The organism is Micromonospora sp. WMMA1947 (genome assembly GCF_027497355.1).
GTDB lineage: Bacteria > Actinomycetota > Actinomycetes > Mycobacteriales > Micromonosporaceae > Micromonospora.
The window spans coordinates 4,034,783-4,059,628 of record NZ_CP114909.1 but is presented as its reverse complement, the minus strand read 5'-3'; the positions used below and the strand labels follow the sequence as shown (position 1 = coordinate 4,059,628).

Here is a 24,846-nt window from a genome sequence, read left to right as displayed (position 1 = left end):
ACCCTAGGTCAGCTCGAACGTCTCCACTGCCCCGTCACCTGTGGCAACGACCTCACTTGAGCTGCCCGGCAGTCAGTCCGGACTGGACCTGACGCTGGAACGCCACGTACACCACGAGCACCGGCAGCACCGCGATGGTCAGGCCGGCGAACAACTGGGCGTAGTCACCGGCGTAGCCCTGGCTCACCGCGAGCGAACTCAGGCCCTGGGCGAGCATCCGGTCCTGCCCGTCGCCCGGCAGAAGCACCTGGGGCAGCAGGAACTGGTTCCAGTGGCTGAGGAAGTTGAAGATCCCGACACTGATCAGTCCCGGTCGCGCCATCGGCAGCATCACCCGGAAGAACAGCCGGAAGTGCCCGCAGCCGTCGATCAGCGCGGCCTCCGCGATCGACGTCGGCAGCGTCCGGAAGAACGCGGTCAGGAAGAACACGGTGAACGGCAGCGAGTAGGCGGTGTAGACCAGGATCAGGCCGGGCCAGGTGCCGAGCAGGCCGACGCTGCGGACCACGAAGAACAGCGGCACCAGGGCCAGGAAGACCGGGAACATCATGCCGCCGACGAACAGGTAGTAGACCACCTGCCGGCCGCGGAACTCGTAGCGCGCGAAGACGTACGCGGCGGTGGCGCCGAGCAGCATGGTCAGGCTCAGCGAGCCGGCCACCACGACGATGCTGTTGAAGAAGAACCGGCCGATGTGCGCGGTGGTCCAGGCGCGTGTCCAGTTGTCGAACCGCAGCGCCTCCGGCAACCCCCACGGCTCGGCGACGATCTCACCGTTGGTCTTGAGCGAGCTGAGCACCATCCAGGCCAGCGGCAGCACCGTCATGGCCGCCCAGAGCAGCAGGAAGCCGTGCGAGAAGACGTTCGCCACGCCCAGCTCACGGCGCGGCGGCCGGTCGCCCGGTTGCGCGCCGTCGACCGGGAGGGCGGTGCCGGCGGTCGTCGCGGTGGGATCCACTGTGGTCACGAGTACTCGATCCGATCGCGCCGGGCGGTGCGCAGCGCCAGCACCGCCACCGAGAGGGTCAGGAAGAACATCGCCACGCCGATCGCCGAGGCGTACCCGAACTTGTTCTCGCTGCCGAACGACGTGTCGTACATCCGCAGGCCGATCACGTCGGAGGAGAAGTTCGGCCCGCCGTTGGTCATGAGCTGGACCAGGATGAAGCCGTCCAGCGCCGCGATGGCGAGGTAGATCCACGCGACCTGGATGGTGTCCCAGAGCAGCGGAATGGTGATCTTCCGCAGCATCGTCGTGCGGGACGCGCCGTCGAGCAGCACCGCCTCGTAGATGTCGCGCGGGATCGCCTGCATGGCGGCGCCGAAGAGCACGACGTAGAAGCCGACGTTGCTCCACACCATCACCGCCAGCACGCACCAGAACGCGAAGCGCGGGTCGCCGAGCCAGGCCGGGGTGGCCAGCCCGACGGCGCGCAGGGCGCCGTTGAGCAGGCCACTGGTCGGACTGTAGATCTCCTTCCAGAGCAGCGCGATGATCACCACCGAGAGCACCTGGGGGAAGAAGTAGACGAGCCGGTAGACCGAGGTGCCGCGCACCCCGGTCACACCGGCCCGGCCCTTGCGGCCGCCCATGGTGAGCATGCTGGCGAAGAACAGGCCCAGCCCGATCGTCACCACCGGCACCACGGCGAGCAGGATCGCGTTGTTCTTCAACGCGTTCCACACGTACCCGTCGTGCAGCAGCGTGCGGAAGTTCGCCATGCCGACCGGGTCGGCCTGCGCGGAGTAGCCCATCCAGTCGGTGGTGGAGATCTGAAAAGCCTGGAGGTACGGCGAGAGCACGAAGATGCCGTACAACGCCAGTGGGGGCAGCAGGAACGTGAGGATCAGGGGGAGGCGGCCCTGTCGCATCACGCGGACCGCTTGTACTTCTTGACCGAGCTGTCTCCGGCGATCGAGTCGGCGCCCTTCTGGCACTGGTCGAGGAACTCGGCCGGGCCGATCCGGCCGCTGAAGAACTCGCCGCAGGCCGCGTCGACCAGGTTGCGCTCCAGCTTGCGGTAGTAGTTGTTGTAGACCCAGTTGAAGCCGTTGGAGCCGGACGCGTCGAGCGCCTTGACCACGGTGCTGAGCCCGTACGGCAGGTCGATGCCCTCGGTGGCGCCGGCGACCACGGGCAGGCTGGCGACCTTCCGGGTGAAGTCCTGGGCGCCCTTGCGGGACAGCATGGTCCGGAAGTACTCCAGGCCGCCGGCGACGTTGCGCGCCTTGGCCGGCACCATGAACGGCTCGCCCGCGGTGCCGCGGATCGCCTCGTACGGCAGCTTGTCGCCGCTGCCCAGGCTCGGCGTCGGCGCGACGGTCATGTTGAAGCCGGCCGGCGTGACGTCCTTCTGCTCGCTCTCCAGCCAGGAGCCGCAGGAGATGAACGCGGCCTTGCCCTGGCACCAGGCGGTCTGCGACTGCTTGTGGTCCAGGCCCGGGGAGCCGTCGAGGATGAACTTGTCCTTGACGATCTGGTGCCAGGCGTCGGCGGCGGTCTTCATCGCGTCCGACTTCCAGGCGTTCGGCTCCAGGTTGTCGATCGCCAGCGCGACCGAGGGGCCGCCGAGCTTGATCGCGGTGGAGATCAGCGGCCAGCTCATGTAGCGGGGGTGCACACCGGCGTACGTCCAGGGTGCGATGCCCGCGGCCTTGATCCGGCGGCAGAGCGCGATGTGGTCGTCCCAGGTCTTGGCGTCCTCCCAGCCGCGGTCGGCGAACAGCTTGGTGGAGTGCCAGATGCCGTACACCGTGTAGGTGTAGTTGAGCACCAGGAACCGGCCGTCGTAGGAGCCGACCTCGACGGTGCCGGGCAGCAGCGTGTCCTTGACCGTCTTGCCAGGCGTGTCGAGGCTGGGCGCGGCGAGCAGCTCGCCCAGGTCGGCGATCGCGTCCTGCGAGACCAGGCCGTTGAAGTCGATCTGGCCGGCGCCGGAGTTGTTCACCACGTCCGGCGGGCTGCCGTCGACGAAGCGCGGCTGGAGCGTCTTGCTGATCTCCGCGGTGGCCGAGTGCTTGATCGCCGCCTTCGGGTACCGCTCCTTGTACATGGCCTCGTGGGCCTTGGCGTACTCCTCCCCGAAGCCGCCGTTGAAGATCACCACTTCCAGCGGGGCGTCCTCGGCCACGCCGAGCGGGTTCTGCTCGCTCTTGGTGCCCTTGTACGCGTCCTTGTCGCCCTCGTCGCCCCCACCCGACGTGGCGCAGCCGGCGAGCAGCCCGGCGGCGGGGGTGGCCAGCAGACCGGCGGCGGCGCTGCGCCGAAGGATCTCACGCCTGTTCATCGCATCTCCTCGGTCCGGGTACGCGCGGTGAGCACCCTGTCGCTTGTCTTCACCAGAAGCATTTCCGATGAAGAATTTCTACGACAGTGCGACCGGGACCACAAGCCCTCTCGACCGATCCGTTATCGGTACCGGTCGGCGTCCGCTGGCCTAGCCTGAGCCCATGCGCCGCCTGCGGCAGCTCGCGCAACGCACGCCGCCGGGGCGGGAGCGCTACATCGACCTGCTCCGGGCGCTCGCCATCACCATGGTCGTGCTCGGCCACTGGGGCGTCACCGCGATCGGGTACGACGACGGCCGTCCCGCCGGCCACTCGGCGCTGGCGGACCTGCGCTGGGCCTGGCCGCTGACCTGGGTGGCCCAGGTGATGCCGGTGTTCTTCCTGGTCGGCGGCTACGCCAACGCCGCCTCGCTGGCCGCCCGCCGGCGCCGGGGCGGGTCGGCGGCCGGATGGCTGGTGGACCGCAGCGCCCGGCTGATCCGGCCCACCACCGTGCTGCTGCTGGTCCTGGCCGCGGGCGCGGGGATCGCCACTCTGCGCGGCGCCGACCCGGGGCAGGTTCGCGCCGTGGTCTGGTTCGCCACCATCCCGCTGTGGTTCCTGGTGGCCTACGTCGCGGTGGTGGCGCTGACCCCGCCGATGGAGGCGCTGCACCGCCGGTTCGGACTCGCCGTGCCGGTGGTGCTCGTGGTCCTCGTCGCGCTCGGCGACCTCGGCCGGCTCCTCGGCCCGGCCGTGCTCGCCGACGGCAACTACCTGTTCGGCTGGCTGGCCGTACACCAGCTCGGTTTCGCCTGGTACGACGCCGCCCGGGCGGACACCCGCGCCGGACACGCCGCGCCGCGGGGCCTGCTCCGCCGCCGGCTGCCGCTGTCCCGCCGGGCCGGCGCGGTCCTGCTCGGCGGTGGCCTGGTCGCGCTGGTGCTGCTCACGGTGGCCGGGCCGTACCCGGTGGCGATGCTCCACGTCCCCGGCGAGCGGCTGGACAACGCGGCGCCGCCGAGCCTGGCGCTCCTCGCCGCGGCCGCCGCCCAGCTCGGCCTGATCCTGCTGCTGCGGCACCCGGCCGGGCGCTGGCTGCGCCGGTCCGGCCCCTGGCAGGCGGTGCTCGCGGTGAACGCCGTGGTGCTCACCCTGTTCCTCTGGCACCTGACCGCCGCGATCCTGCTCGTCGGCCTGCTGGACCGGCTCGGCGTGCTGCCCACTCCCCCGGCCGGCTCGGCGGCCTGGTGGGCGTGGCGCGTACCGTGGCTGCTCGCGCTGGCCGCGGTGCTGGCCGTGCTGGTCGCCGTCTTCGGCCCGGTCGAGGCCCGCACCCGCCGCCCGGCCGCGACCGGGCCGGCCGGGGCGGGCGGCCGGCGGCTGCGCGCCGCTCTGGCCGTCGCCGGGTACGCGGGCGTGCTCGTCGGCCTGCTGCTGAACAGCCTCGCACCCGAGGAGGCACCGGAACCGCTGGGCCTGCCCGCCCCGGCGCTCGTGGCGTACCTGGCCGGGGCGGGTCTGCTGCGACTGCTCAGGTCCGGACTGCGCCGGCCGGGTTGACGCTCACGCCTCGATCGAGGCGCGGATCGCGTCGACCAGGATCGCCAGGCCCTCCCGCGCCTCCTCCTCGGTGAGCGTCAGCGGCGGGCCCATCCGGATCACGTTGCCGTACAGGCCGCCCTTGCCCACCAGCAGACCGCCGGCCCGGCACGCCTCGAAGACGCGGGTGGTCAGCGCCGCGTCCGGCTCGACGGTTCCCGGGTGGACGAACTCGACGGCGAGCATCAGGCCCTTGCCGCGTACCTCGGCGACCTGCTCCAGCCCGGCGGTGGCCGCGCGCAGGCCATCGCCGAGGATCGCGCCGACGCGGGCGGCGTTGCCCTGGAGATCGTGGTCGAGCAGGTAGTCGAGCACCGCGTTGCCGGCGGCGGTGGAGACCGGGTTGCCGCCGAAGGTGGAGAAGCTGATCGCCGGCACCGACTCCAGCACCTCGGCCCGGCCGACCACGCCGGCGAGCGCGAAGCCGTTGCCGATGCCCTTGGCGAAGGTGAGCAGGTCCGGCGTCACGCCGTGCGCCTGGTAGCCCCAGAAGTGCTCACCGGTACGACCCCACCCGGTCTGCACCTCGTCGCTGATCAGCAGGATGCCGTGCTCGTCGAGCACCTTCTTCCAGGCGGCGAAGAGCCCGTCCGGGCCGTGCACGAAGCCGCCCACGCCCTGGACGGGCTCGGCGATCAGGCAAGCCACGTCGCCCGCGGTCTGGGTGGCGAGCACCTCGCGCAGGTCCTCGACCGCCGCGTCGACCCGGTCGGCGGCGTCGAGCCGGGCCAGCAGGCCGCGCAGCCGTTCACCGGAGTGCAGCCAGGCCACCTGCAACGGGTTGAGCGCGCTGGCCGACCAGCCGCGGTTGCCGGTGACGCCCATCGTCGCGTACGACCGGCCGTGGTAGCTGTTGCGCACCGCGAGGATCTGGTGCGAGCGCCGGTGGTTGGTGGCGACCAGCAGCGCGGCCTCGTTCGCCTCGGTGCCGGAGTTGGTGAAGAAGACGCGGGCGTCCGGGATGCCGGAGAGCCGGGCGATCTTCTCGGCCAGCTCGACCTGCCGGCGGATCAGGTAGAGCGTGGAGGTGTGCACGAGGCCGGTCCGCAGCTGCCGCTCGACCGCCTCCCGGATCTCCGGGATGTCGTGACCGACCATCGTGGTCAGCACACCGCCGAAGAAGTCCAGATAGGTCCGGCCGGCCGCGTCGGTGACCCGGCGGCCGGAACCGGCGACGAGTTCCAGCGGTTCGGCGTAGTAGAGCGGCATCCAGGACGGGAGCACGGCCCGGTGCCGGGCCAGCAGGTCGTCGGAGGTCATCGGCGCACCCTTCAGCGGCGGTAGTCTCCGCACGCTGCCACCACGGTGCGGCGGGGACAAGTGCCACGGTGGCGCGACCACGGGCCGGTGCCCGGCGGATCGCCGGCCACCGGCCCGAGAGCCGGGTGTCAGTTGACGTAGACGGCCGGGCTACCGGTCTTGCTGGTGTCCTTCACCGGCGAGTACGCCGCGGTGAAGTACGCGGTGCCGAAGCACAGCGACGGGCCGGAGAACTTGGTCAGGGGCTGATTGGTGAAGGTGATCGAGTTGGTGGCGTTGGACGCCGTACCGGTCAGCGTGTTCGTGCTGGTGCGGTAGACGCAGGTGATCGTGCCGAGCAGGGAGTTGAGCACGACGGTGCTCTGGATCGGCGCCGCCGTCGTCCCGGAGATCTTGACGACGCCGGCGCTGGTCACCGAGGTGGTGTAGGGCAGGTTGTTGACAGTCACGCTCTGCACGCCGGTGGTGCCGAAGACGTTCGTCGTGCAGCTGGTGAACGACTGCGCGGTGAGGCTCTCGGTCGCGGTGCCGGGTGCGGTCGGGTTGGTCAGCACCTTGGCGCTGAAGCTGGACGCGGCGCACTTGATGCCGGTGGTGCCGCTGGTCGAGGAGTAGAACGTGGCGTTGGTGCCGCTGCGCAGGCTGGCCTGGATGACGTCGCCCACCGACACGGCGGTGCCGGCGACGGTCGGGTAGGTCAGCACGGCGCTGGCGAGCGAGGTGGTGGGTGCGGCGGTGGCGGGGGCGGCGCCGACCAGACCGGTCAGCAGCGCCAGGGCGGCGAGGCCCGCGCCGATGCGTCCGTACCTGGGCATGGTTGTTCCTTCCGGCGGTGGGACAGGAAACGGTGCCGGCGGCGTCCGGAGCGGACGGAGCCGGTGGGTGCGGCGGCCGGGATCGGTCCGCCGCAGGTGGTGGTGCGCCGTGGCGGCCTCAGCGGGCCGGGCGGCGTGGCGCAGTGCGGCGTCGCCGCGTCACCTGGGTCTCTCCGGCCTTGGGGGGACGGGTCCGCGCGGCGATAATGGCAGCCATCCGGCCCTCCTTCGACGCGTTCGGGTGACCGATCAGGAGAGATCACCAGCGGTGACGAGGCGTGAACTGAGCGTGTCGAAAGTTATAAACCCCGGAGGGTCGTAAAGTCAACGCATCAAGAAAGGTCGATGAGTGACAGTCCCGAGCCCGCCGTCGCCGGCGCCCGTACCCCTGCCGGGCGCCCGCCACGGCCGCGACCCGGACCGCGCCATCAAGCGCGGCCCGCGCCGCGTGCCGGCCGAGGAGGTGGCGGCGACCCAGCGGGACCGCCTCTTCGACGGGCTGGTCCGGGAGGTCGCCACCCGGGGGTACGACAACGCCCGGGTCAGCGACATCTGCCACGCCGCCGGGGTCACCCGGCCCGCGTTCTACACGCTGTTCAGCGGCAAGCAGGACGCGTTCCTGGCCGCGTACCGGCACGGCATCGCCGTGGTGTCGCACCTGATGGAGGACGCCTACCGCGACGCCGGCCCGGAGTGGCCGGAGGCCGTCCGGGCGGCGCTGCGCACGCTGCTCGACGTGCTGGCGAGCGTGCCCGCCTTCGCCCGGATGGCGCTGGTCGAGGTGGACGCGGCCGGGCCTGATGCCCGCCGGGAGCGCGACGCGCTCCTGCGCAGCTTCCGCCGGTTCTTCGCCGGCGCCGGACCGGAGCCGGCCGACCTGGACCGCGAGGCACTGTTGTCCACAGTGGTCGGCGGAATCCACGCCACCATCCGTGAGCGGGTGGCGCAGGGGCGGGCCGAGGAGCTGCCGCTGCTGCTGCCGGCCCTCACGTACGCGGCCGTCGCGCCGTTCCTCGGACCGCACGAGGCGGGTCGCATCGCCCGCACGGGGAGGGCGGACGACGGTCCGGCCGCCACCGCGCCCTGCGCGCCCGGCCAGCCCTGAGCGGTGAGAAACCGCAGCGGTTTTTCACTTTGGCCGCTTTTGGCAAATACCGACCAATGATCTGCTACAGGCAGTTGACCGCCCCTTTACTCAGCGGTAACTTCGGCCTGCGCCCCTCGGCGCGCATCATGCGAAGCCAATTCGCATCGTCGCAGATGAATTGATCTCGAAAGGGGCCGGCATGTCGGAGCAGATCGAGCAGATCGAGGCCGATCAACCACGAAGCGGCGTACGCTGGCGCCGGTTCGCCGTCACGCTCGGCGCCGTGACGGCCGGGGCGGCCGGCATGGTGGTGCTGACCGCGCAGGGTGTGCTCGGCGCGCAGTTCGCCATCTCGGGCATGCCCTTCACCGTCACCGCCGACAAGCTGGAGGGCACCGGGTTCGAGCAGTTCGCCACGCTCGACCAGATGATCCCGGACAGCCCCAACCAGGGCGACACCGGCGGGCAGGTGCTCGTGATCGTCTCCGCGATCGACAAGGCCGAACTGACGAATCTGTGCCAGAGCATCAACCTGGGCGGAACCAACCTGCGGATCACCGCCGGCAATTCCGGAAAGCCCGTCACCGCGCGCACACTCGTGGTCGACGGCGACGAGATCGCCGGTAACGCCTCCTTCAAGAACATCGACGTCGGTCAGGACGCCAGCACCGTCGACAAGGTCCCCGGCGTCAAGGGCAACCCGGGCGTGTTCGCCCAGCAGGCCGACACCGTGACCATCACCAACCTGCGGCAGAACAACTACGCCACCACCGCCGCCGTCTTCACACTGCCCAACCTGCGCATGGGCTTCAGCTCCGAAGGGTGCTGACGTGACCGCGGGACAGCACTCGGCGCCCGCCGCCGGCGTCCGCACACGCTGGCGGCGCTGGCGCCGGGCCCGGCCGTTCACCGCCGGGCTGCTCATCGCGCTCGGCGGCGCGGAGATGCTCGTGACGCTGCGCGCGCCGCTCGGGGTGCTGCTGCACGTCGGGCCGCAAGGGCTGGCCGCGTACCTGGTCCCGGCCGTCCTGGTCATCTGCGGCGTGCTGCTGATCACCACGCCGCAGCAACGCGTCTTCTACGCGGTGCTCTCCCTCGTGCTCGGGCTGGTCTCCTGGCTCACCTCGAACCTGGGCGGGTTCCTGATCGGCATGCTGCTGGCGCTCGTCGGCGGCGCGCTCGCGTTCGCCTGGACGCCGGTCAAGCGGCGCCCGGCCCACGCCGGCCCGGAGGCGACGCCCGCCGGGACGACGTCCGCCGGTACGGCGCCCGCGCCGCGCGAGCCGGTCGACAGTTCGGCGCCCACGGAGTCGCTCGACGCGATCCTCTCCGGCGAGCCCGGCCCGCCGGGGAACGCCCGCGCGGAGCGCGGCTGACCGCTCAGCGGGCGGTGTCGGCCACCGCCTGCGCGAACACCTCGGAGCGGTGCTCGAAGTTGCGGAACCGGCCGTAGCTCGGCGCCGCCGGGGACAGCAGCACCACCCCGCCCGCCGGGGTCAGCTTGCGGGACAGCCCGACGGCGGCGACCAGGTCGTCGGCCAGCTCGGTACGCACCGACGGCAGCCCGGACAGCGCCTCCACGATGCGGGGGCCGCTGTCCGGCACGCCGATCACGGTGATCTCCCGGTCGGCCAGGTGCGCGCGCAGCGGGCTGTAGTCCAGCCCTCTGTCGGCGCCGCCGACGATCACCGTCAACGGCCGACCCTCGTACGCGTCGATCGCGTGCATCGCCGCGTACGGGCTGGTGGCGAGCGTGTCGTCGACGAACGTCAGCCCGGACGGGTCGGCGATCTCGGTGAGTCGGTGCGCCAGGCCCTGGAACTCCGCGACCGCCACCGCGAGGCTGTCCTTGCGCGCCACCACGTCGACGCCGAGCGCGTCCAGCACCGCGAGGGCGACACAGAGGTTGCCCTCGTTGTGCCGGCCGACCAGCGGCAGCACCGCGCGCGGGAACAGCGGCGTGTCCCGCAGGTGGAACCACTGCGTACCGTCCGGCCCGGTGGCCACGTGCGTGGTGTCCGGCGAACCGGCCCGGACCGCGGCCCGGTCGCCCAGCTCCGCCGCCAGGCGCGGGTCGGCGCCGTTGACCACGACGGCGTGCGGACCGTGCGCGATCAGGTTCAGCTTGTCCCGGTAGTACTCCCGCTCGCCGCCGTGGGCGTCCAGGTGCTCGGGGAACAGCGCGGTCACCACCGCCACCCGCGGCGAGTCGGTCAGGTCGGAGCACTGGTAGCTGGACAGCTCCAGCACGTACAGCTCCGCCTCGGGCAGGTCCAGCAGCGGCACCCCGATGTTGCCGCCGAACACGTTCGGCCGGTCCATCGCGGTGAGCAGATGACTGATCAGGCTGGACGTGGTGCTCTTGCCCTTGCTGCCGGTCACCCCGACGGTGCGGTCCGCATGGTCGGCCATCCACAACGCGCTGCCCTGCGTCACCGGCACGGACCGGCGGCGCAGCTCCACCATCCACGGGTGGGTGTTCGGCACGCCCGGCGAGCGGACCACCACGTCGGCGGCGGCCAGGCGCTCGAAGCCCTCCTCGCCGGTGACGAGCGGCGCCGAGGCGGCGAGCGGACCGTCCCACGGCAGCGTGAGGAAGTTCGCGCTGTCGTCGACCACGACGAGGCCGGCCGGCCCGTGCGCGGCGATCGCGGTCACCGCGGCCCGGCCCTCGCGGCCGGCGCCCCAGACGGCGACATGACGTCCGCGCAGATCAGACAGGCGCACGGGCTCTCCTCGGACTCGGTCGACGCACGGCGGGCAGGGTCCGGCCCAGCCGGACACGGACGGACGAACCAGGGCCTAGTATGGCGTGTGCCCAACGAGCAGCTGCGGCGGATGGACGCCTTCACGTTCCCGTCCTACTCGATCGACTTCGCCACCGGCGAGGTCCTGTTCGACTACGCCCTGACCGGCCCCGACGGCGAGCAGCGGTTCACCGAGGTGATCACGCTTCCGCTGCCGGCCGAGCCGGTCGCCGACGCCACCGCGGCCACCCTGGCCCGGGTGCTGGAACTGCTGCACGTGGTCGCCGGCGTCAGCTACTACAAGGCCGCCGCGCCGCCCCGGCTGGTGCTGCCCGCACCGCTGGGCGCCGCCGCCGTCGAGCTGGTCACCGCCGTCTACACCAAGGGCCTCGCCGAGTACGCGTACCGCAACGAGCTGCCGCACGTGCTGCAACTGCGTCCCGAGGTGCCGTCCGGCACCGTGGACCCGGCGGTGCCGGTGGACAACTCCGACCGCCGTCCGCTCTCGGCGGTGGGTGGCGGCAAGGACTCCATCGTCACGCTGGAGGCGCTGCGCCGCGCCGGCCTGGAGCCGGTGCCGTTCTCGGTCAACCCGAACCACGTGATCGTGTCGGTGAACGAGGCGTCGGACCTGGTGCCGCTGGCCGCCCGGCGGCGCCTGGACCCGGTGCTGTTCGAGCTGAACGCGGCCGGCGCGCGCAACGGGCACATCCCGGTCACCGCGATCAACTCGCTGATCGCCGTGGCCACCGCGGTCCTGCACGGCCTCGGCCCGGTGGTGATGTCGAACGAGCGGTCCGCGTCCGACCCGAACCTCATCTGGAACGGTCACGAGATCAACCACCAGTGGTCCAAGGGCGTCGAGGCGGAAGGGCTCCTGCGTGCCGCGCTGGCCGAGCACGCCGGGCTCACCGAGCCGTACTTCTCGTTGCTGCGTTCCCTGTCCGAGCTGCACATCGCCCGCCTGTTCGCCGAGATCGACCGGTACGACGCGGTGGTGACCAGCTGCAACGCCGCGTTCAAGCTGCGCGATGCGAGCGAGCGCTGGTGCCGCGACTGCCCGAAGTGCCGGTTCGTGTTCCTGGCCATGGCCCCGTTCATGCCCCGCGAGCGGCTGACCGGCATCTTCGGCGGTGACCTGCTGGCCGACGAGTCCCAGATCCCCGGCTACCGGGAACTGCTCGGCATCGACGGGCACAAGCCGTTCGAGTGCGTGGGCGAGGTGGAGGAGTCGGTCGTCGCGTTGAGCCTGCTCGCCCAGCAGGACCAGTGGCGCGACGCCCCTGTGGTACGCGCCCTGGTGGCTGCGCTGCCCGACACCGCCTGGCAGGCGGCCGCGACCTCCGACGTGTTCACCCCCGGCGGCGACAACTACGTGCCCGCCCCATACGCCAAAACCCTCACAGCCCTGACCTGACCCACCCCGCCCAGTCGATCATGAACTTGACGGTGCGAATTCAGGGCGAATCACCGGCTCAACCTCATGATCACCGCCCGCACCCTATCGATCTTGGAGTTGTGGCACCTCTGATAACGGTGCTTAGCCGGCATTCTGGGCGCCACAACTCCAAGATCGGCGCGGCAGAGGCCGAAAGGGCGGGCGGGGCGGGGGGCGGGGGCGGGGGGCAGGGGCGGGGCGGTCAGGGGGTGCGGATGGCGTCCAGGGCCAGCAGGGCCACGTGCAGGGACAGGCACCTGTCGACCGAGTCGAGGTCGGCGTCGAGGATGCGGCCGATACGGGCCAGCCGCTCGTAGAACGCCGGCCGGGACAGGTGCGCGGCGGCCGCACCGGCCGACTTGTTCCGCCCCTGCTCCAGGTACGCCCGCAGGGTGCCGAGCAACTGCTCCCGCGGGTGCTGGGCGTCGTAGGCGAGCAGCGGCCCGAGTTCACGCTCGACGAACGTCTGCAACCGGGGCTCGTCGCGTAGCAGGTGCAGCAGCCCCGCCAGCCCGACGTGCGGCAGGCGGTAGCAGGGCAGATCCCTGGGATCCCGCCGCGCCGCCTCGGCGACCTGCCGCGCCTCGATCAGCGACCGGCGCGCCTCGCGCATGCTGCCCACGCCGGACCCGGCCGCCACCACGATCGCGGCGCGGGGCGGCGCGTCGGCCGGTCGCGCGCTCCCCGACGTCACGGCCCGGCCGGCGGGCCGGTCGGGTGACTCCGACAGGCGGGACGCCGGAGTGCGGGCGGGGGCGACGTCGAGGCGTACCCGACGCAACGCCGCGGCGAACGCGGACAGTGCCTTCTCCTCGGCGGCGGCGTCGGGGAGCGCCAGCAGCGCGCCCACCGCCTGGTCGTCGAGCGGGCTGGTCAGCGCGGTGAGCTTGGCGTCGCGGACGGCCTGGCTGACTGCCTCGGCGAGGTCGCGCAACCGGGCCGGGCCGACTTCGGGGCCTTCGGCGTCGGCGTCGCGGCGCCCGCCCCGGCGGGTCGGGGCGGACTCGTCGTCGAGGGCGCCCGCGTCCCCGGCCGGCTCGTCGGCGCGGTGCCGGACCACGACGCCGACCAGGTGCCGGCGGTCCAGGACGACGCCGAGCGCCTTGGCGCGCAGCGCCACCTCGTCCACCGGGCGGGAGTGGTCGATCAGGGCGGTCAGCAGCGTGCGGTGGATCTGCCGTTCCAGGCCCTCGGCGTCGCGCCGGATCAGCCGGCCCAGGGCCAGCGTGGAGGCGGCCCGCTCGATCAGGATGGTCAGCCGGGTCGGCGGGGTGGACTCGGTCGCCGGCCAGCGCAGCAGCAGCCGTCCCCAGTCCTGGCCCCGCGCGCCGACGGTGGTGACGAGCCAGCCGCTGTCCGGGTCGTACGCGGTGCGCCCGGCCGGGCGGATCTGCCGCGAGTGCCGTTCCCAGCCGTCCAGCAGCAGTTCGGCGTTCTCCCCCGCCGGGTCGTAGGCGAGCACCTGCCGGGACAGGTTCTCCAGCACCATCGGGCAGCCCGCCAGCTCGGCGGCCTGCCGCAGCACCTCGGCCGGTTCGGCGCCCTCCACCGACAGGTCGGTGAACCGCTGGTGGATCTCCTCGGTGGCGCGCAGCTCGGTGAGCTGGGCGTCCACGATCAGCGCGTGCACCGCCTCGGTGATGCGGACGAACGGGGTGCCCCGGCGCAGCTCGATCAGGGGCAGGCCGCGTCGTTCGGCGGCGGCGGCCATCACCCGGGGCACTCCGCTGACGTAGCGGCGGCCCAGCTCGACGGCCAGCCCGGAGACGCCGACGTCGGCGAGGGCGCCGATGAACTCGCGGAGCCCGGCGTCGTCGCCCGGCAGCCCGATCCCGGTGGTGAGGACCAGTTCCCCGCCGCCGAGCAGGGTGGCGATGTCCGGCACCTCGGCGATGTGCACCCACCGCACCGGCCGGTCCAGCCCGGCGGTTCCGGCGACCAGGCGGGGCGCGCCGTTGCGCACGGGCACCAGGTCCAGCACCTCACGCACGGTAGGGAACACGGGCGACACGCTACCCTGCGTCACCACCGTTGCCGAAGGCCACACCGCCCGCCGGCCCGCCGAGAAGGCGGGGACCGGCGGGCGGGCAGACGGGACGAGCGGCGGTGATCAGTCGACGCCGAACTCCATCGCGGCGCGGTCGAGCGCCTCGTCCTCGGCGGTCGGCACGCCCCGGGACGCGATGGCCTCGGCGCCGCCCTGCGGCATGGCGCCGATCAGCCCGGTCGAGGCCGCCTGGGCGGCGCCGACGACCCGCTGCGGGGTGCCGCCGCCGACCATGCCCACGGAGGCGTACTGCTCCAGCTTGGCCCGGGAGTCGGCGATGTCCAGGTTGCGCATGGTGAGCTGGCCGATCCGGTCGGCCGGGCCGAACGCCGAGTCCTGGGTGCGCTCCATCGACAGCTTGTCCGGGTGGTAGCTGAACGACGGGCCGGTGGTGTCGAGGATCGAGTAGTCCTCGCCCCGGCGCAGCCGCAGCGTGACCTCGCCGGTGACCGCCGTGCCGACCCAGCGCTGCAGCGACTCGCGCAGCATCAGCGCCTGCGGGTCCAGCCAGCGGCCCTCGTACATGAGACGGCCGAGGCGGCGGCCCTCGTTGTGGTAGTTCGCGAGCGTGTCCTCGTTGTGGATGGCGTTGACGAGCCGCTCGTAGGCGGCGTGCAGCAGCGCCATGCCGGGGGCCTCGTAGATGCCCCGGCTCTTGGCCTCGATGATCCGGTTCTCGATCTGGTCGGACATGCCCAGGCCGTGCCGGCCGCCGATGGCGTTGGCCTCCAGCACCAGGTCGACGGCGCTGCCGAACTCCTTGCCGTTGATCGTCACCGGGCGGCCCTGGTCGAAGCCGATGGTGACGTCCTCGGTGGGGATCTCCACGGACGGATCCCAGAACTTGACCCCCATGATCGGCTCGACCGTCTCGATGCCGGTGTCCAGGTGTTCGAGCGTCTTGGCCTCGTGGGTGGCGCCCCAGATGTTGGCGTCGGTGGAGTACGCCTTCTCGGTGCTGTCCCGGTAGGGCAGGCCGCGCTCCAGCAGCCACTCCGACATCTCGGTGCGCCCGCCCAGCTCGGTGACGAAGTCGGTGTCCAGCCACGGCTTGTAGATCCGCAGCTGCGGGTTGGCCAGCAGGCCGTACCGGTAGAACCGCTCGATGTCGTTGCCCTTGAACGTCGAGCCGTCGCCCCAGATCTGCACGTCGTCGGCGATCATCGCGCGCACGAGCAGCGTGCCGGTCACGGCCCGGCCCAGCGGGGTGGTGTTGAAGTAGGCCCGCCCGCCGGAGCGAATGTGAAAGGCGCCGCAGGTCAGCGCCGCCAGCCCTTCCTCGACGAGGGCGGCGCGGCAGTCGACGAGCCGGGCGACCTCGGCGCCGTAGGTGTGGGCGCGGCCGGGCACCGAGGCGATGTCGGGCTCGTCGTACTGGCCGATGTCAGCGGTGTAGGCGCACGGGACGGCGCCTTTGTCGCGCATCCACGCGACGGCAACCGAGGTGTCGAGGCCGCCGGAGAAGGCGATGCCGACACGTTCGCCGATGGGCAGGGAGGTGAGAACCTTGGACACAAGGAAGATTATGCACGGCGTCGCATGGTCATGCAAGCCGGTCGGGCGAGCGGGTCCTCAGAGCGCGTCCTCGCGGCCCAGCTCCCAGAACGCCACCGCCGCGGCTGCGGCCACGTTCAGCGAGTCCACGCCGCGCCGCATCGGGATCACCACCCGCACGTCGCTGGCCGCCTGCGCCGCCGCGGTCAGCCCCGGCCCCTCCGCCCCGAGCAGCAGCGCCGCCCGCTCCCGCTGCGCCGGGGTCAGCCGCTGCATCGGTACGGCATCCGGCGCGGGCGTCATCGCGAGCACCGTGAATCCGGCCGCCCGGACCTGGTCCAGTCCTGCGGGCCAGCGCTCGAGCTTGGCGTACGGCACCGCGAACACCTCGCCCATGCTGACCCGTACGCTGCGCCGGTAGAGCGGATCGGCGCAGGTGGGAGACAGCAGCACCGCGTCGACGCCGAGCGCGGCGGCGCCCCGGAAGATCGCCCCCAGGTTGGTGTGGTTGTTGACGTCCTCCAGGATCACCACCCGCCGGGCGGCGGCGAGCACCTCGTCCGCCGAGCGCAGCGGCTTGCGGTGGAACGACGCGAGCACCCCCCGGTGCACGTGGAAGCCGGTGGCGCACTGGAGCACGTCCGGCGTGGCCGCGTACACCGGCGTGTCCCCGGTGTCCAGGTCGGCGAGCTGGTCCACCCGCTTCGCGTCGACCAGGTACGACCGGGCCGGGTAGCCGGCCCGCAGCGCCCGCCGCAGCACCAGCTCCCCCTCGGCGATGAACAACCCGTGCGGCGGTTCCCAGCGGGTACGCAGCTCCACGTCGGTGAGCGCGCGGTAGTCGGCGATCCGGTCGTCGTCGGGGTCGGTGATCTCGTGGACGGGCACCAGGCGATTCTGCCCGGCCCGCCCGGCCGCTCCGGCGCGGGCCGGGTTTCCGGCGCCCGGGGCGGGGAACGGAGGCGGGAGGCCGACGGCGACGGAGGAACCAGGATGGGCGCGGATCACGACGGCAACCTCCCCCGCGACGCCACAGTCGCCGACTACCTGGTGGCCCGGCTCGCCGAATGGGGCGTGCACCGCTACTACGGCTACCCCGGCGACGGGATCAACGGCATGACGTCGGCGTTGCAACGCGCCGAGGGACGGGCCCGGTTCATCCAGGTCCGGCACGAGGAGACGGCCGGGTTCGCGGCAGGCGCGCACGTCAAGTACGGCGGCGGCCCGCTCGGCTGCGTGGTGGTGACCAGCGGGCCGGGCGCGATCCACGCCCTCAACGGCCTCTACGACGCCAAGCTCGACCACCAGCCGGTGGTGGCGCTGCTCGGGCACACCGCGCTGCCCGCCGAGGGCGGCGGCTACTACCAGGAGGTGGACCTCCTCTCGCTCTACAAGGACGTGGCCTCGGCCTTCCTGGCCCAGCTCGACGACCCGTCCCAGGCCCGGCACCTGGTCGACCGGGCCTGCCGCACGGCGCTGGCCCGGCGTACCGTGACGGCCCTGGTTCTCCCCTCCGACGTGCAGGACCTGCCCGCGGTGCCGCACCCGCCGCACGCCCACGGCTACTACCACACCAGCGCGGTGCCGAGCAGCGAGCCGACGGCGCCGCCGGAGGCCGACGTGCGCCGCGCCGCCGAGGTGCTGCGCGGCGGCGAGCGGGTGGCGATGCTGGTCGGGCAGGGCGCGCTGGGCGCCGAGGAGGAGGTACGCCGCATCGCCGACCGCCTCGGCGCCGGGGTCGCCACCGCGCTGCTCGGCTTCACCGCCGTCGACCACCGCCAGCCGTGGGTCACAGGCGCGATCGGCCTGCTCGGCAGCCGCCCGAGCTGGCAGCTCATGCGCGAGTGCGACAGGCTGCTGATCGTCGGCAGCCAGATGCCGTACTCGGAGTTCTACCCGCCGGAGGGCCAGGCCCGGGCGGTGCAGATCGACATCGACGGCAGCCGGATGGGGCTGCGCTACCCGACCGAGGTGAACCTGACCGGCGACGCCGGGCCGACGCTGCGCGCCCTGCTCCGGGAGCTGGGCCCGGGGCCGGGCCCGACCGCCTGGCGGGCCACCCTCGCCGACGCCACCGGCAAGTGGCGGGCCTCGCAACGCGAGGTCGCCGCCCAGCCCGCCGACCCGGTCAACCCGCAGTCGCTGTTCACCACGCTCGACGACGCGCTGCCGGACGACGCCATGCTCGCCGTCGACTGCGGCACCGCCACCGCCTGGTACGCCCGGCACGTACGGGTGCGCCCCGGCATGTTGGCCAGCCTCTCCGGCACGCTGCTGTCCATGGGCGGCGGGATGCCGTACGCGCTGGCGGCGAAGTTCGCCCACCCGGACCGCCCGGTGATCGCGCTGCTCGGTGACGGCGCGATGCAGATGAACGGCGTCAACGAGCTGATCACTGTCGCGAAGTACTGGCGGGAGTGGGCCGACCCCCGGTTCGTCGTGCTGGTGCTCAACAACCGGGACCTCGCGTTCGTCAGCTGGGAGCAGCGCTCCGGCGAGGGCACACCGATGTTCCCGGACAGCCAGGACCTACCGGACGTGGCGTACCACAGGTGGGCGGAGGTGCTGGGCCTCGGCGGTGAGCTGGTCGACTCCCCCGCCCGGGTGGACGGCCTGTGGCAGCGGGTGCTCGACGCGGACCGGCCGGTGGTGGTCAACGCGGTGGTGGACCCGGCCGAGCTGATGCTGCCGCCGCACTTCACCGTCGAGCAGGCCCGCAAGACCGCCGCCGCCGTCATGCGGGGGGACAGCGACCGGGCCGGCATCGTGCGGCGCGGCGTACCGGCCGCGCTCGCCACGTACCGGCCCCGCCGCCGGGGCCGCTGAGGCGTCAGGCCCGCGCGTAGCGCAACAGCACCGACCGCCCGTCGAACGGGCGGGTCTCGACCAGACGCAGGCTCTGCCGGGCCAGACCGGGCAACACCTGCCGCCCGCCGCCGAGCACCACCGGGTGCACGATCACCTCGAAGGTGTCGACGAGCCCGAGCCCGAGCGCGGCCAGCGCCGTCGCCGCGCCGGTGCCGCCGGTGACCAGCAGGTCGCCGGGGAACCGCTCGCGGATCTCGGCGAACTCCTTCGCCAGGTCGCCGCCGCCGACCACCACGGCGCCGTGGGAAGCTTCGGTGAGCGTCCGGGAGACCACGATCTTCGGGGTACGCCGCCAGACCGGCGCGAACGCCAGGTCGTGCGGGTCGTCGGAGATCGACTCGACTTGCGGCCAGTAGGAGGACATCATCTCCCACACCCGCCGCCCGTAGACGAAGGCGTCGGCCCGCTCGGCCAGCCCGATCGAGTACGCGGACAGCTCCTCCCCCATCTCCGGCCAGTCGAACTCCCCGTTCGGCCCTTCGATGAAGCCGTCGACAGACGTGTGCACCCCGTAGATGACGTTGCCCATGATGTGTTCCTCCGCGTTGCGGCGCGTCCCGGTCGGGCGCGCTCGCCGGTGGGTCGGAGCCGCCGGACCGGATCCGACACGTCATGTGCATGGTTGTCCGGGTGCGTTAGCGTCCGGGGCTGTGGGCCGCCCGGTGATGATCGCGTTGGTCGGCGTCGACGGCTCCGGCAAGACCACCCAGGCGAAGGCGCTGGCCGAACGGCTGCGCCGACGCGGTGTCCGGGCGCGGTACTTCGAGAACGCCGGTGGGCGGCCACTGTGGAACCGGCTGGCCCGGGCGCTCGGCCGGGCGGACGGGGTGGCGCTGTTCGGCCGTACCGTCTATCCGGCGCTGGAGGCGACGGTGCGCGCGCTGGCCATGGCCCGGACCGTCGCGGTGGCCCGCCTGACCGGACGGGTGGCGGTGCTGGACCGATGGACCTGGTGCCAGGACGTGATCATGGCGGCCCGGGGCGACCGGGGACGGCGGGTGGTGCGCGCCGCGTACTCGGTCTTCCCGCGCCCGGCTGTGGTGTGCTTCCTGGCCACCTCCCCCGAGGTGGCGCAGCGGCGGGTGGCCGCCCGGGGCATCGACACCGAGGAACTGGCGCACCTGCGCGCGCTGGACGCCGCGTACCGGGCGGTGCCGGAGTTCGGCTCGTTCGTCCCGCTCGACGGCGACGGCACCCCGGACGAGGTGGCCGCCGCCCTCGACGCGGTCGTGCGCGGCGTCGAGCCCTCCGTGCGGCGCGGCGTCGTGCGACGCGGTGTCGTGCGGCGCGGTGTCGTGCGGCGCGGTGTTAAGAAGGGGACCCTCCTCTACCGGAGGCGTTAATAAGGGGCCCTTCCTTACCCGCGGTCGCGCAGCCAGCGCAGCACGTCGGAGGGCAGCTCGCGGTCCTCGCGCTGCTCGCGGCGGTCCGGCTCGGTCCGCCGGGGCGGCTGCGGCCGCTGCGGGTCGCCGACCAGTGCCCGGCTGGGCGCGGTGAAGGCGGCCACCGGCTTGCCGGTGAGCGCCGTCTTGATGGTCCGGGCCACCGCGTCGATCACCTTCGCCTGCACGGCGGAGCCGACCAGGTCGGTGACGTCGTCCGGGTTGGCGGCGATGCCGGCCACGGCGATCTGCGGGGTGTAGCCGACGAACGTCTCGGTGGCGTTCCGCTCCGAGCTGCCGGTCTTGCCGGCCACCGGGCGGCCGACGATCGAGTCGACGGCGGTGGCGGTGCCGCCGTTGCACTGCCCGAACGCGGACTGCTGGCCGACCGGGCACCGGGCCGCGTCGGTGGCGGCGCGGGCCACGTCCGGCTCGAGCACCCGCTTGCAGGACGGCTGCGCCACATCGACGGGGTCACCGTCGGGCGCGGTCACCGAGACCACCGGCAGCGGCGTGCAGTACGTGCCCTCGGCGGCCACCGTGGCGTACGCGTTGGCCAGGTCCAGCGGGGTCGTGGCGGCCACGCCGAGCGTGAACGCGCCCCAGTTGGCGGCGTTGTCGCGGGCGAACGCGGCGTCGGAGTCGGCCCGGAAGGTGATGCCGAGGCGCTGGGCCATCTCCACCACCTTGTCCTCGCCGACCTGCTCGGCCAGCCAGACGAAGTACGTGTTGACGGAGCGGCCGAAGCCGTCCCACATCATCCGGTAGCCGTCCATCCACTGCGGGTTGGCATTCGCCGGGCACCACCTGCCGTCGCAGTTGCCCTCGTCGTCCGAGGCGTACCGGGTGGGCAGCCGGCTCGGCGCGTCGAAGCCGGTGGACAGCGGCTTGCCGGCCTCCAGCGCGGCCAGCATGGTGAACATCTTGAACGTCGAGCCGGCCTGGTAGCCGTCGACGCTGGCGCCGCCGGAGATCAGCGGGTTGACCGTGTTCGGGTGGTTGGCCTGCCCGTCCGGATTGTCGTCGAGGCTGTAGTGCCGGTTCACCGCCATGGCGAGCACCCGGCCGGTGCCCGGCTCGACCGCCGCGATCGGCAGCGCCCGCTTGTTGCCGTACCCGTAGACCTTGGTGGCCTGCTCCTGCGCGGTCTCCTGGATCTTCGGGTCGAGCGTGGTGACGACCCGGTAACCGCCGCGGCGCAGCGCCTGCTCCCGCTCCTCGGGGGTGCTGCCGAACGCCGGCTGGGTGAGCCACCAGCGGCGCAGGTAGTCGCAGAAGAAGCCCCAGTCGTCGTGGCCCTGGGCGGTGGCGGTGCAGCCGTTGGGCTGGGCGGTCGGGCGCAGCGTCAGCGCCTCGGCCTTCGCCGCGGCGGCCTGCTGCGCGGTGATCGCGCCGGTCTCGGCCATCGCGTCGAGCACGTACCCCCGGCGGGTCAGCGCCTGGTCCTTGTCGCCGTCGATCGGGCTGTACGCGTCGGGCGACTGGACCAGGCCGGCGAGCAGCGCCGCCTCGCCCAGCGTCAGGTCGGCCGGGGCCTTGCCGAAGTAGCGCTGGCCGGCGGCGGCGACGCCGTACGCGCCGGAGCCGAAGTACGCGATGTTCAGGTAGCGGTTGAGGATCTCGTCCTTGGACAGCGACTGCTCCAGCGCGTTCGCGTACCGGATCTCCTGGAGCTTGCGCCCGACGGTCTGCTCGGTGGCGGCCTGCCGCTCCTCCGGGGTGCGGTTCGGGTCGGTCTTGAGCACGTTGCGGACGTACTGCATGGTCAGCGTGGAGCCGCCCTGCTCGGTGCCGCCGCCCTTGACGTTCGCCACCAGCGCGCGGGCGATGCCGCGCAGGTCCGCGCCGCCGTGCGAGTAGAACCGCCGGTCCTCGGCCGCGATGATCGCCTGCCGCATCACCGGGGCGATCTCGGCCAGCGGCACGTCGGTGCGGTTCACGTCGTAGAACGTGGTGATCAGCGTGGTGCCGTCGTTGGCGTAGAGGTAGGAGCGCTGCGGCTGCACGGGGGTGCGCAGCGCGTCGGGCAGGTCCGCGTACGCGCCGAGCGCGGCCCGGGCGGCGAACCCGCCGAGGAGGCCGCCGGGAAGCGCGGCGAGCGCGAGAACGAGCCCGGCGAGCAGGCCGGCCAGCAGCACGGTGAACAGCCGCGACAGCGGCGACCTGGGAGACGGCATGGTCTCCAGGATTGCCACGAAAGCCGCCTACCGGCCACCTCGCCAGGCAACTGTCAGTTACTTCACGGCGACCGCCCAGCTGAAGAAACGGTCAACCGGCGCCGAGTGGGCCCTTCGGTGACGCGGGCGGCACCGGAGCGGCGGCGACGCTGGCGGCAGCCGCGTCCCGGGCGATCGTCTCGGGCACCAGGCGGCCGCTGCGGTAGCCGATGCCGATGCCGGCGACCAGCACGAAGATCGCGCCGAACGTCTGCAGGGAGCCGATCAGCGCGCCCCCCAGGCCGAGCAGCGGGGCGGCGATCATCAGCATGGTCCCGTCGCCGTAGGAGAACATCCCGGACCGGGCGACCGACCAGCCGGTGAGGAACCAGCCCACGCTGTAGAGGGTGGCGCCGAACAGCACGATGCCGCGCGCGGTCACGCCGAACACCGGCGTCTGCTCGGTCAGCCCGGCGAACGGCAGCATGAGCACCATCCCGCCGATGCTCGCCAGCAGCCCGGCCAGCGCGACGCGGCGGCAGCGGGTGGCGGCGAGCAGGCCGGTGAGCGCGAGCAGGGCGAGCAGCCCCAGCCACACCGAGGCGACCCAGCCGACCAGGTAGAGCGGCCGGCCGTCGGCCGGGTACGGGTCGTTGCCCACGCCGCCGTCGCTGGCCATCGCCACCAGGCCGTAGAGGACCGCGTACGCCGGGAGCAGCCAGACCGCCGCGCGGGCGAACCGGCGGATCGACCAGGCCCAGGTCGCGTCGGTGGCCGGGGCGCCCGGGCCGGGTTCGGAGACGAACGGCAGGACCCCGAAACCCCCTCCGGTACGCCGGGAGCCGATCGGCCCGGCGGGGTCGTGCGCGCCGGGGACCGGGGTACGGGAGAACAGCCGGTTCGCCGGGTCCTTCATGCCTCACCTCGTTCGCACCACGGGCGGCCCGGGACGCGCAACGGCGCTCCGGCCCTGCTCACCACCCGTCCTGAAACCGATGGTGGCAGTCGCCGGAGCGCCGTATGAGGGATTCTCGGATTTGCCGGTCAGCCCCGCTCGCGCTGGTCCGCCGGGTCGTTCACCAGGCTCGCCGGTGACACCGGCTCCGGCGCGGGCAGACCCTGCGGGGTGTTGCCGCCGGTGGCCTGCGCCTCGGCCACGCGTACCTCGTCGTGGATCTCCTGGGCGGCGATGGCCGCGGCCTCGGCGGCCTCGGCGGCCTCCCGCTCGACCTCGCCGGCGCTCTTGGCGGCCTCCGGCGACGGCTGGTCGCCGACCATGTTGGCCAGGCCGCCCAGCGCGCCGCCCATGCCCTCCAGGGCCTTGGTCAGCTCGGTCGGGACGATCCAGACCTTGTTGGCAGTGCCGTTGGCGATCTGCGGCAGCGCCTGGAGGTACTGGTACGCAAGCACCTTCTGGCTCGGGTTGGCGGTGTGGATCGCGTCGAAGACGGTACGGATCGCCTTGGCCTGGCCCTCCGCCTGCAGGATCCGGGCCTGCCGGTCACCGTCGGCGCGCAGCACCGCGGCCTGCTTCTCACCCTCGGCGGTGAGGATCTGCGACTGCTTGTGCCCCTCGGCGTTGAGGATCGCGGCACGGCGGTCCCGCTCGGCGCGCATCTGCTTCTCCATCGAGTCCCGGATGCTCGGCGGCGGCTCGATCGCCTTGATCTCGACCCGGGTCACCTTGATGCCCCAGCGGCCGGTGGTCTCGTCCAGTACGCCGGACAGGTGCCGGTTGATCTCCTCGCGGCTGGTCAGCGCGCGCTCCAGGTCGAGCGAACCGATCACGTTACGCAGCGTGGTGACGGTGAGCTGCTCGATGGCCTGGAGGAAGTTGGAGATCTCGTAGGTGGCGCGAACCGAGTCGACCACCTTGAAGTAGAGGACCGTGTCGATCGAGACGACCAGGTTGTCGGAGGTGATCACCGGCTGGGGCGGGAAGCTGACCACCTGCTCGCGCATGTCGACCTTGGTGCGCACCGCGTCGACGAACGGCACCAGCAGGTTGAGGCCCGGGTTCAGCGTGCGCTTGTACCGGCCGAGTCGCTCCACCACGTCCTGACGCTGCTGCGGCACGATCCGCACCGCCTTGAACAGCGTCACCACACCGATCAACGCCACCGCGATCATCAGGATCGCCAGAAACTCCATACCGTTCACCTTTTCGCTTCGGGCAGCTCGCCCGGGGTGGAAATGTCGTCCTGCCATACCAGGGCGGTAGCGCCCCGGACCTTTATCACCTGCACCCGCTCACCCTCGGCGTACGTGCGCGTCGCGTCGTACGAGCGGGCCGTCCACAGCTCACCATCGATCTTGATCATGCCCCGGTCGGCGTCGACCGGCTCCAGGACCACAGCCGTGGCCCCTTCCAGCGCCTCGACCCCGAACGGTTGCTCACCGGTCTCCAGCGCCGGTCGGGCGTGCCGCCGGACCACCGGACGGACCACCGCCACCGACAGCGCCGACACCACCGCGAAGACCACCGCCTGGAGCGCCACCGGCGCACCGAGCGCCGCGGCGCCGGCGGCGGCGAACGCCCCGACCCCGAACATGATCAGGAAGAGCGTCGTCGTGAAGATCTCGGCGACCGCTAATACCACACCCAGAACGATCCAGAACACGGCGTCCACGAGAACAATCCTGACACGTCAACGCACGTGTCATCGAACTGTCATGATCGCTA

The 24,846-nt window shown here is 72.5% G+C and carries 21 protein-coding genes; 7 read left to right on the top strand and 14 right to left on the bottom strand.

What is annotated here, in order from left to right; translation table 11 throughout:
* Positions 1-52: 52 nt before the first annotated feature.
* Genes O7604_RS19445 through ngcE form a run of 3 tightly spaced genes read right to left on the bottom strand, consistent with a single transcriptional unit; the run spans position 53 to position 3,287 of the window.
* Positions 53-967, bottom strand: coding sequence for a carbohydrate ABC transporter permease (locus tag O7604_RS19445; RefSeq protein ID WP_269705153.1), 915 nt, complete (start codon positions 965-967; stop codon positions 53-55).
* Complete coding sequence (locus O7604_RS19440; protein ID WP_013287344.1) at positions 964-1,872, bottom strand: sugar ABC transporter permease; 909 nt, start codon at positions 1,870-1,872, stop codon at positions 964-966. Before O7604_RS19440 ends, O7604_RS19445 begins: the two co-directional genes overlap by 4 nt.
* Positions 1,872-3,287: an N-acetylglucosamine/diacetylchitobiose ABC transporter substrate-binding protein gene (gene ngcE / locus O7604_RS19435; RefSeq protein ID WP_269705152.1), complete on the bottom strand. Its 1,416-nt coding sequence runs from the start codon at positions 3,285-3,287 to the stop codon at positions 1,872-1,874. Before ngcE ends, O7604_RS19440 begins: the two co-directional genes overlap by 1 nt.
* Positions 3,288-3,450: 163 nt before the next feature.
* Here ngcE and O7604_RS19430 point away from each other — a divergent pair, with 163 nt between their 5' ends.
* Positions 3,451-4,830: an acyltransferase gene (locus O7604_RS19430; RefSeq protein WP_269705151.1), complete on the top strand. Its 1,380-nt coding sequence runs from the start codon at positions 3,451-3,453 to the stop codon at positions 4,828-4,830.
* 3 nt (positions 4,831-4,833) lie between these two features.
* On the opposite strand, the gene O7604_RS19425 is transcribed toward O7604_RS19430, so the two are convergent.
* Both O7604_RS19425 and O7604_RS19420 read right to left on the bottom strand, forming a co-directional pair.
* Positions 4,834-6,129, bottom strand: a complete 1,296-nt coding sequence (locus O7604_RS19425) for an aspartate aminotransferase family protein (RefSeq protein ID WP_269705150.1) — start codon at positions 6,127-6,129, stop codon at positions 4,834-4,836.
* Positions 6,130-6,257: 128 nt separating this feature from the next.
* Entirely contained in the window at positions 6,258-6,944 is a 687-nt protein-coding gene (locus O7604_RS19420; RefSeq protein WP_269705149.1) for a Tat pathway signal sequence domain protein, read from the bottom strand.
* A gap of 349 nt (positions 6,945-7,293) precedes the next feature.
* On the opposite strand from O7604_RS19420, the gene O7604_RS19415 reads away from it, so the two are divergent.
* The 3 genes from O7604_RS19415 (at position 7,294) to O7604_RS19405 (ending at position 9,407) form a co-directional block, all read left to right on the top strand.
* On the top strand, positions 7,294-8,049 hold the full coding sequence (locus tag O7604_RS19415; RefSeq protein ID WP_269705148.1) for a TetR/AcrR family transcriptional regulator: 756 nt from the start codon (positions 7,294-7,296) through the stop codon (positions 8,047-8,049).
* Positions 8,050-8,230: 181 nt separating this feature from the next.
* Complete coding sequence (locus O7604_RS19410) at positions 8,231-8,860, top strand: DUF6230 family protein (protein ID WP_269705147.1); 630 nt, start codon at positions 8,231-8,233, stop codon at positions 8,858-8,860.
* Position 8,861: 1 nt separating this feature from the next.
* Positions 8,862-9,407 (top strand): DUF6114 domain-containing protein, encoded by a 546-nt coding sequence (locus tag O7604_RS19405; RefSeq protein WP_269705146.1) that lies wholly within the window; start codon positions 8,862-8,864, stop codon positions 9,405-9,407.
* A 4-nt stretch (positions 9,408-9,411) separates the two neighbouring features.
* On the opposite strand, the gene murD is transcribed toward O7604_RS19405, so the two are convergent.
* Positions 9,412-10,758 (bottom strand): UDP-N-acetylmuramoyl-L-alanine--D-glutamate ligase, encoded by a 1,347-nt coding sequence (gene murD, locus O7604_RS19400; protein ID WP_269705145.1) that lies wholly within the window; start codon positions 10,756-10,758, stop codon positions 9,412-9,414.
* Positions 10,759-10,845: 87 nt separating this feature from the next.
* Here murD and O7604_RS19395 point away from each other — a divergent pair, with 87 nt between their 5' ends.
* Positions 10,846-12,195, top strand: coding sequence for a hypothetical protein (locus tag O7604_RS19395; RefSeq protein WP_269705144.1), 1,350 nt, complete (start codon positions 10,846-10,848; stop codon positions 12,193-12,195).
* 223 nt (positions 12,196-12,418) lie between these two features.
* Here O7604_RS19395 and O7604_RS19390 read toward each other — a convergent pair whose 3' ends face one another.
* From O7604_RS19390 to O7604_RS19380, 3 genes are all read right to left on the bottom strand, one after another.
* On the bottom strand, positions 12,419-14,227 hold the full coding sequence (locus O7604_RS19390; RefSeq protein ID WP_269705142.1) for a PucR family transcriptional regulator: 1,809 nt from the start codon (positions 14,225-14,227) through the stop codon (positions 12,419-12,421).
* A 99-nt stretch (positions 14,228-14,326) separates the two neighbouring features.
* On the bottom strand, positions 14,327-15,778 hold the full coding sequence (argG, locus tag O7604_RS19385) for an argininosuccinate synthase (protein WP_269705141.1): 1,452 nt from the start codon (positions 15,776-15,778) through the stop codon (positions 14,327-14,329).
* A 57-nt stretch (positions 15,779-15,835) separates the two neighbouring features.
* Positions 15,836-16,648 carry an RNA methyltransferase gene (locus tag O7604_RS19380; RefSeq protein ID WP_269707064.1) on the bottom strand — a complete coding sequence of 271 codons (813 nt, stop codon included), beginning with the start codon at positions 16,646-16,648 and terminating at the stop codon, positions 15,836-15,838.
* Positions 16,649-16,750: 102 nt separating this feature from the next.
* On the opposite strand from O7604_RS19380, the gene O7604_RS19375 reads away from it, so the two are divergent.
* Positions 16,751-18,583, top strand: a complete 1,833-nt coding sequence (locus O7604_RS19375; protein ID WP_269705140.1) for a thiamine pyrophosphate-requiring protein — start codon at positions 16,751-16,753, stop codon at positions 18,581-18,583.
* A 4-nt stretch (positions 18,584-18,587) separates the two neighbouring features.
* Here O7604_RS19375 and O7604_RS19370 read toward each other — a convergent pair whose 3' ends face one another.
* Positions 18,588-19,154: a dihydrofolate reductase family protein gene (locus O7604_RS19370; protein WP_281577289.1), complete on the bottom strand. Its 567-nt coding sequence runs from the start codon at positions 19,152-19,154 to the stop codon at positions 18,588-18,590.
* 121 nt (positions 19,155-19,275) lie between these two features.
* On the opposite strand from O7604_RS19370, the gene O7604_RS19365 reads away from it, so the two are divergent.
* A complete protein-coding gene (locus O7604_RS19365; RefSeq protein ID WP_281577288.1) occupies positions 19,276-19,968 on the top strand; it encodes a thymidylate kinase in 693 nt (230 codons plus the stop codon).
* Positions 19,969-19,982: 14 nt separating this feature from the next.
* Here O7604_RS19365 and O7604_RS19360 read toward each other — a convergent pair whose 3' ends face one another.
* The 4 genes from O7604_RS19360 to O7604_RS19345 all read right to left on the bottom strand — a co-directional run bounded on the left by O7604_RS19360 (position 19,983) and on the right by O7604_RS19345 (position 24,793).
* On the bottom strand, positions 19,983-22,184 hold the full coding sequence (locus tag O7604_RS19360) for a transglycosylase domain-containing protein (protein WP_269705133.1): 2,202 nt from the start codon (positions 22,182-22,184) through the stop codon (positions 19,983-19,985).
* Between the two features lie 91 nt (positions 22,185-22,275).
* Positions 22,276-23,079, bottom strand: a complete 804-nt coding sequence (locus O7604_RS19355) for a hypothetical protein (protein ID WP_281577287.1) — start codon at positions 23,077-23,079, stop codon at positions 22,276-22,278.
* A 128-nt stretch (positions 23,080-23,207) separates the two neighbouring features.
* Positions 23,208-24,314 (bottom strand): SPFH domain-containing protein, encoded by a 1,107-nt coding sequence (locus O7604_RS19350; RefSeq protein ID WP_269705131.1) that lies wholly within the window; start codon positions 24,312-24,314, stop codon positions 23,208-23,210.
* A 5-nt stretch (positions 24,315-24,319) separates the two neighbouring features.
* Positions 24,320-24,793 carry an NfeD family protein gene (locus O7604_RS19345; protein ID WP_269705129.1) on the bottom strand — a complete coding sequence of 158 codons (474 nt, stop codon included), beginning with the start codon at positions 24,791-24,793 and terminating at the stop codon, positions 24,320-24,322.
* Positions 24,794-24,846: the final 53 nt, after the last annotated feature.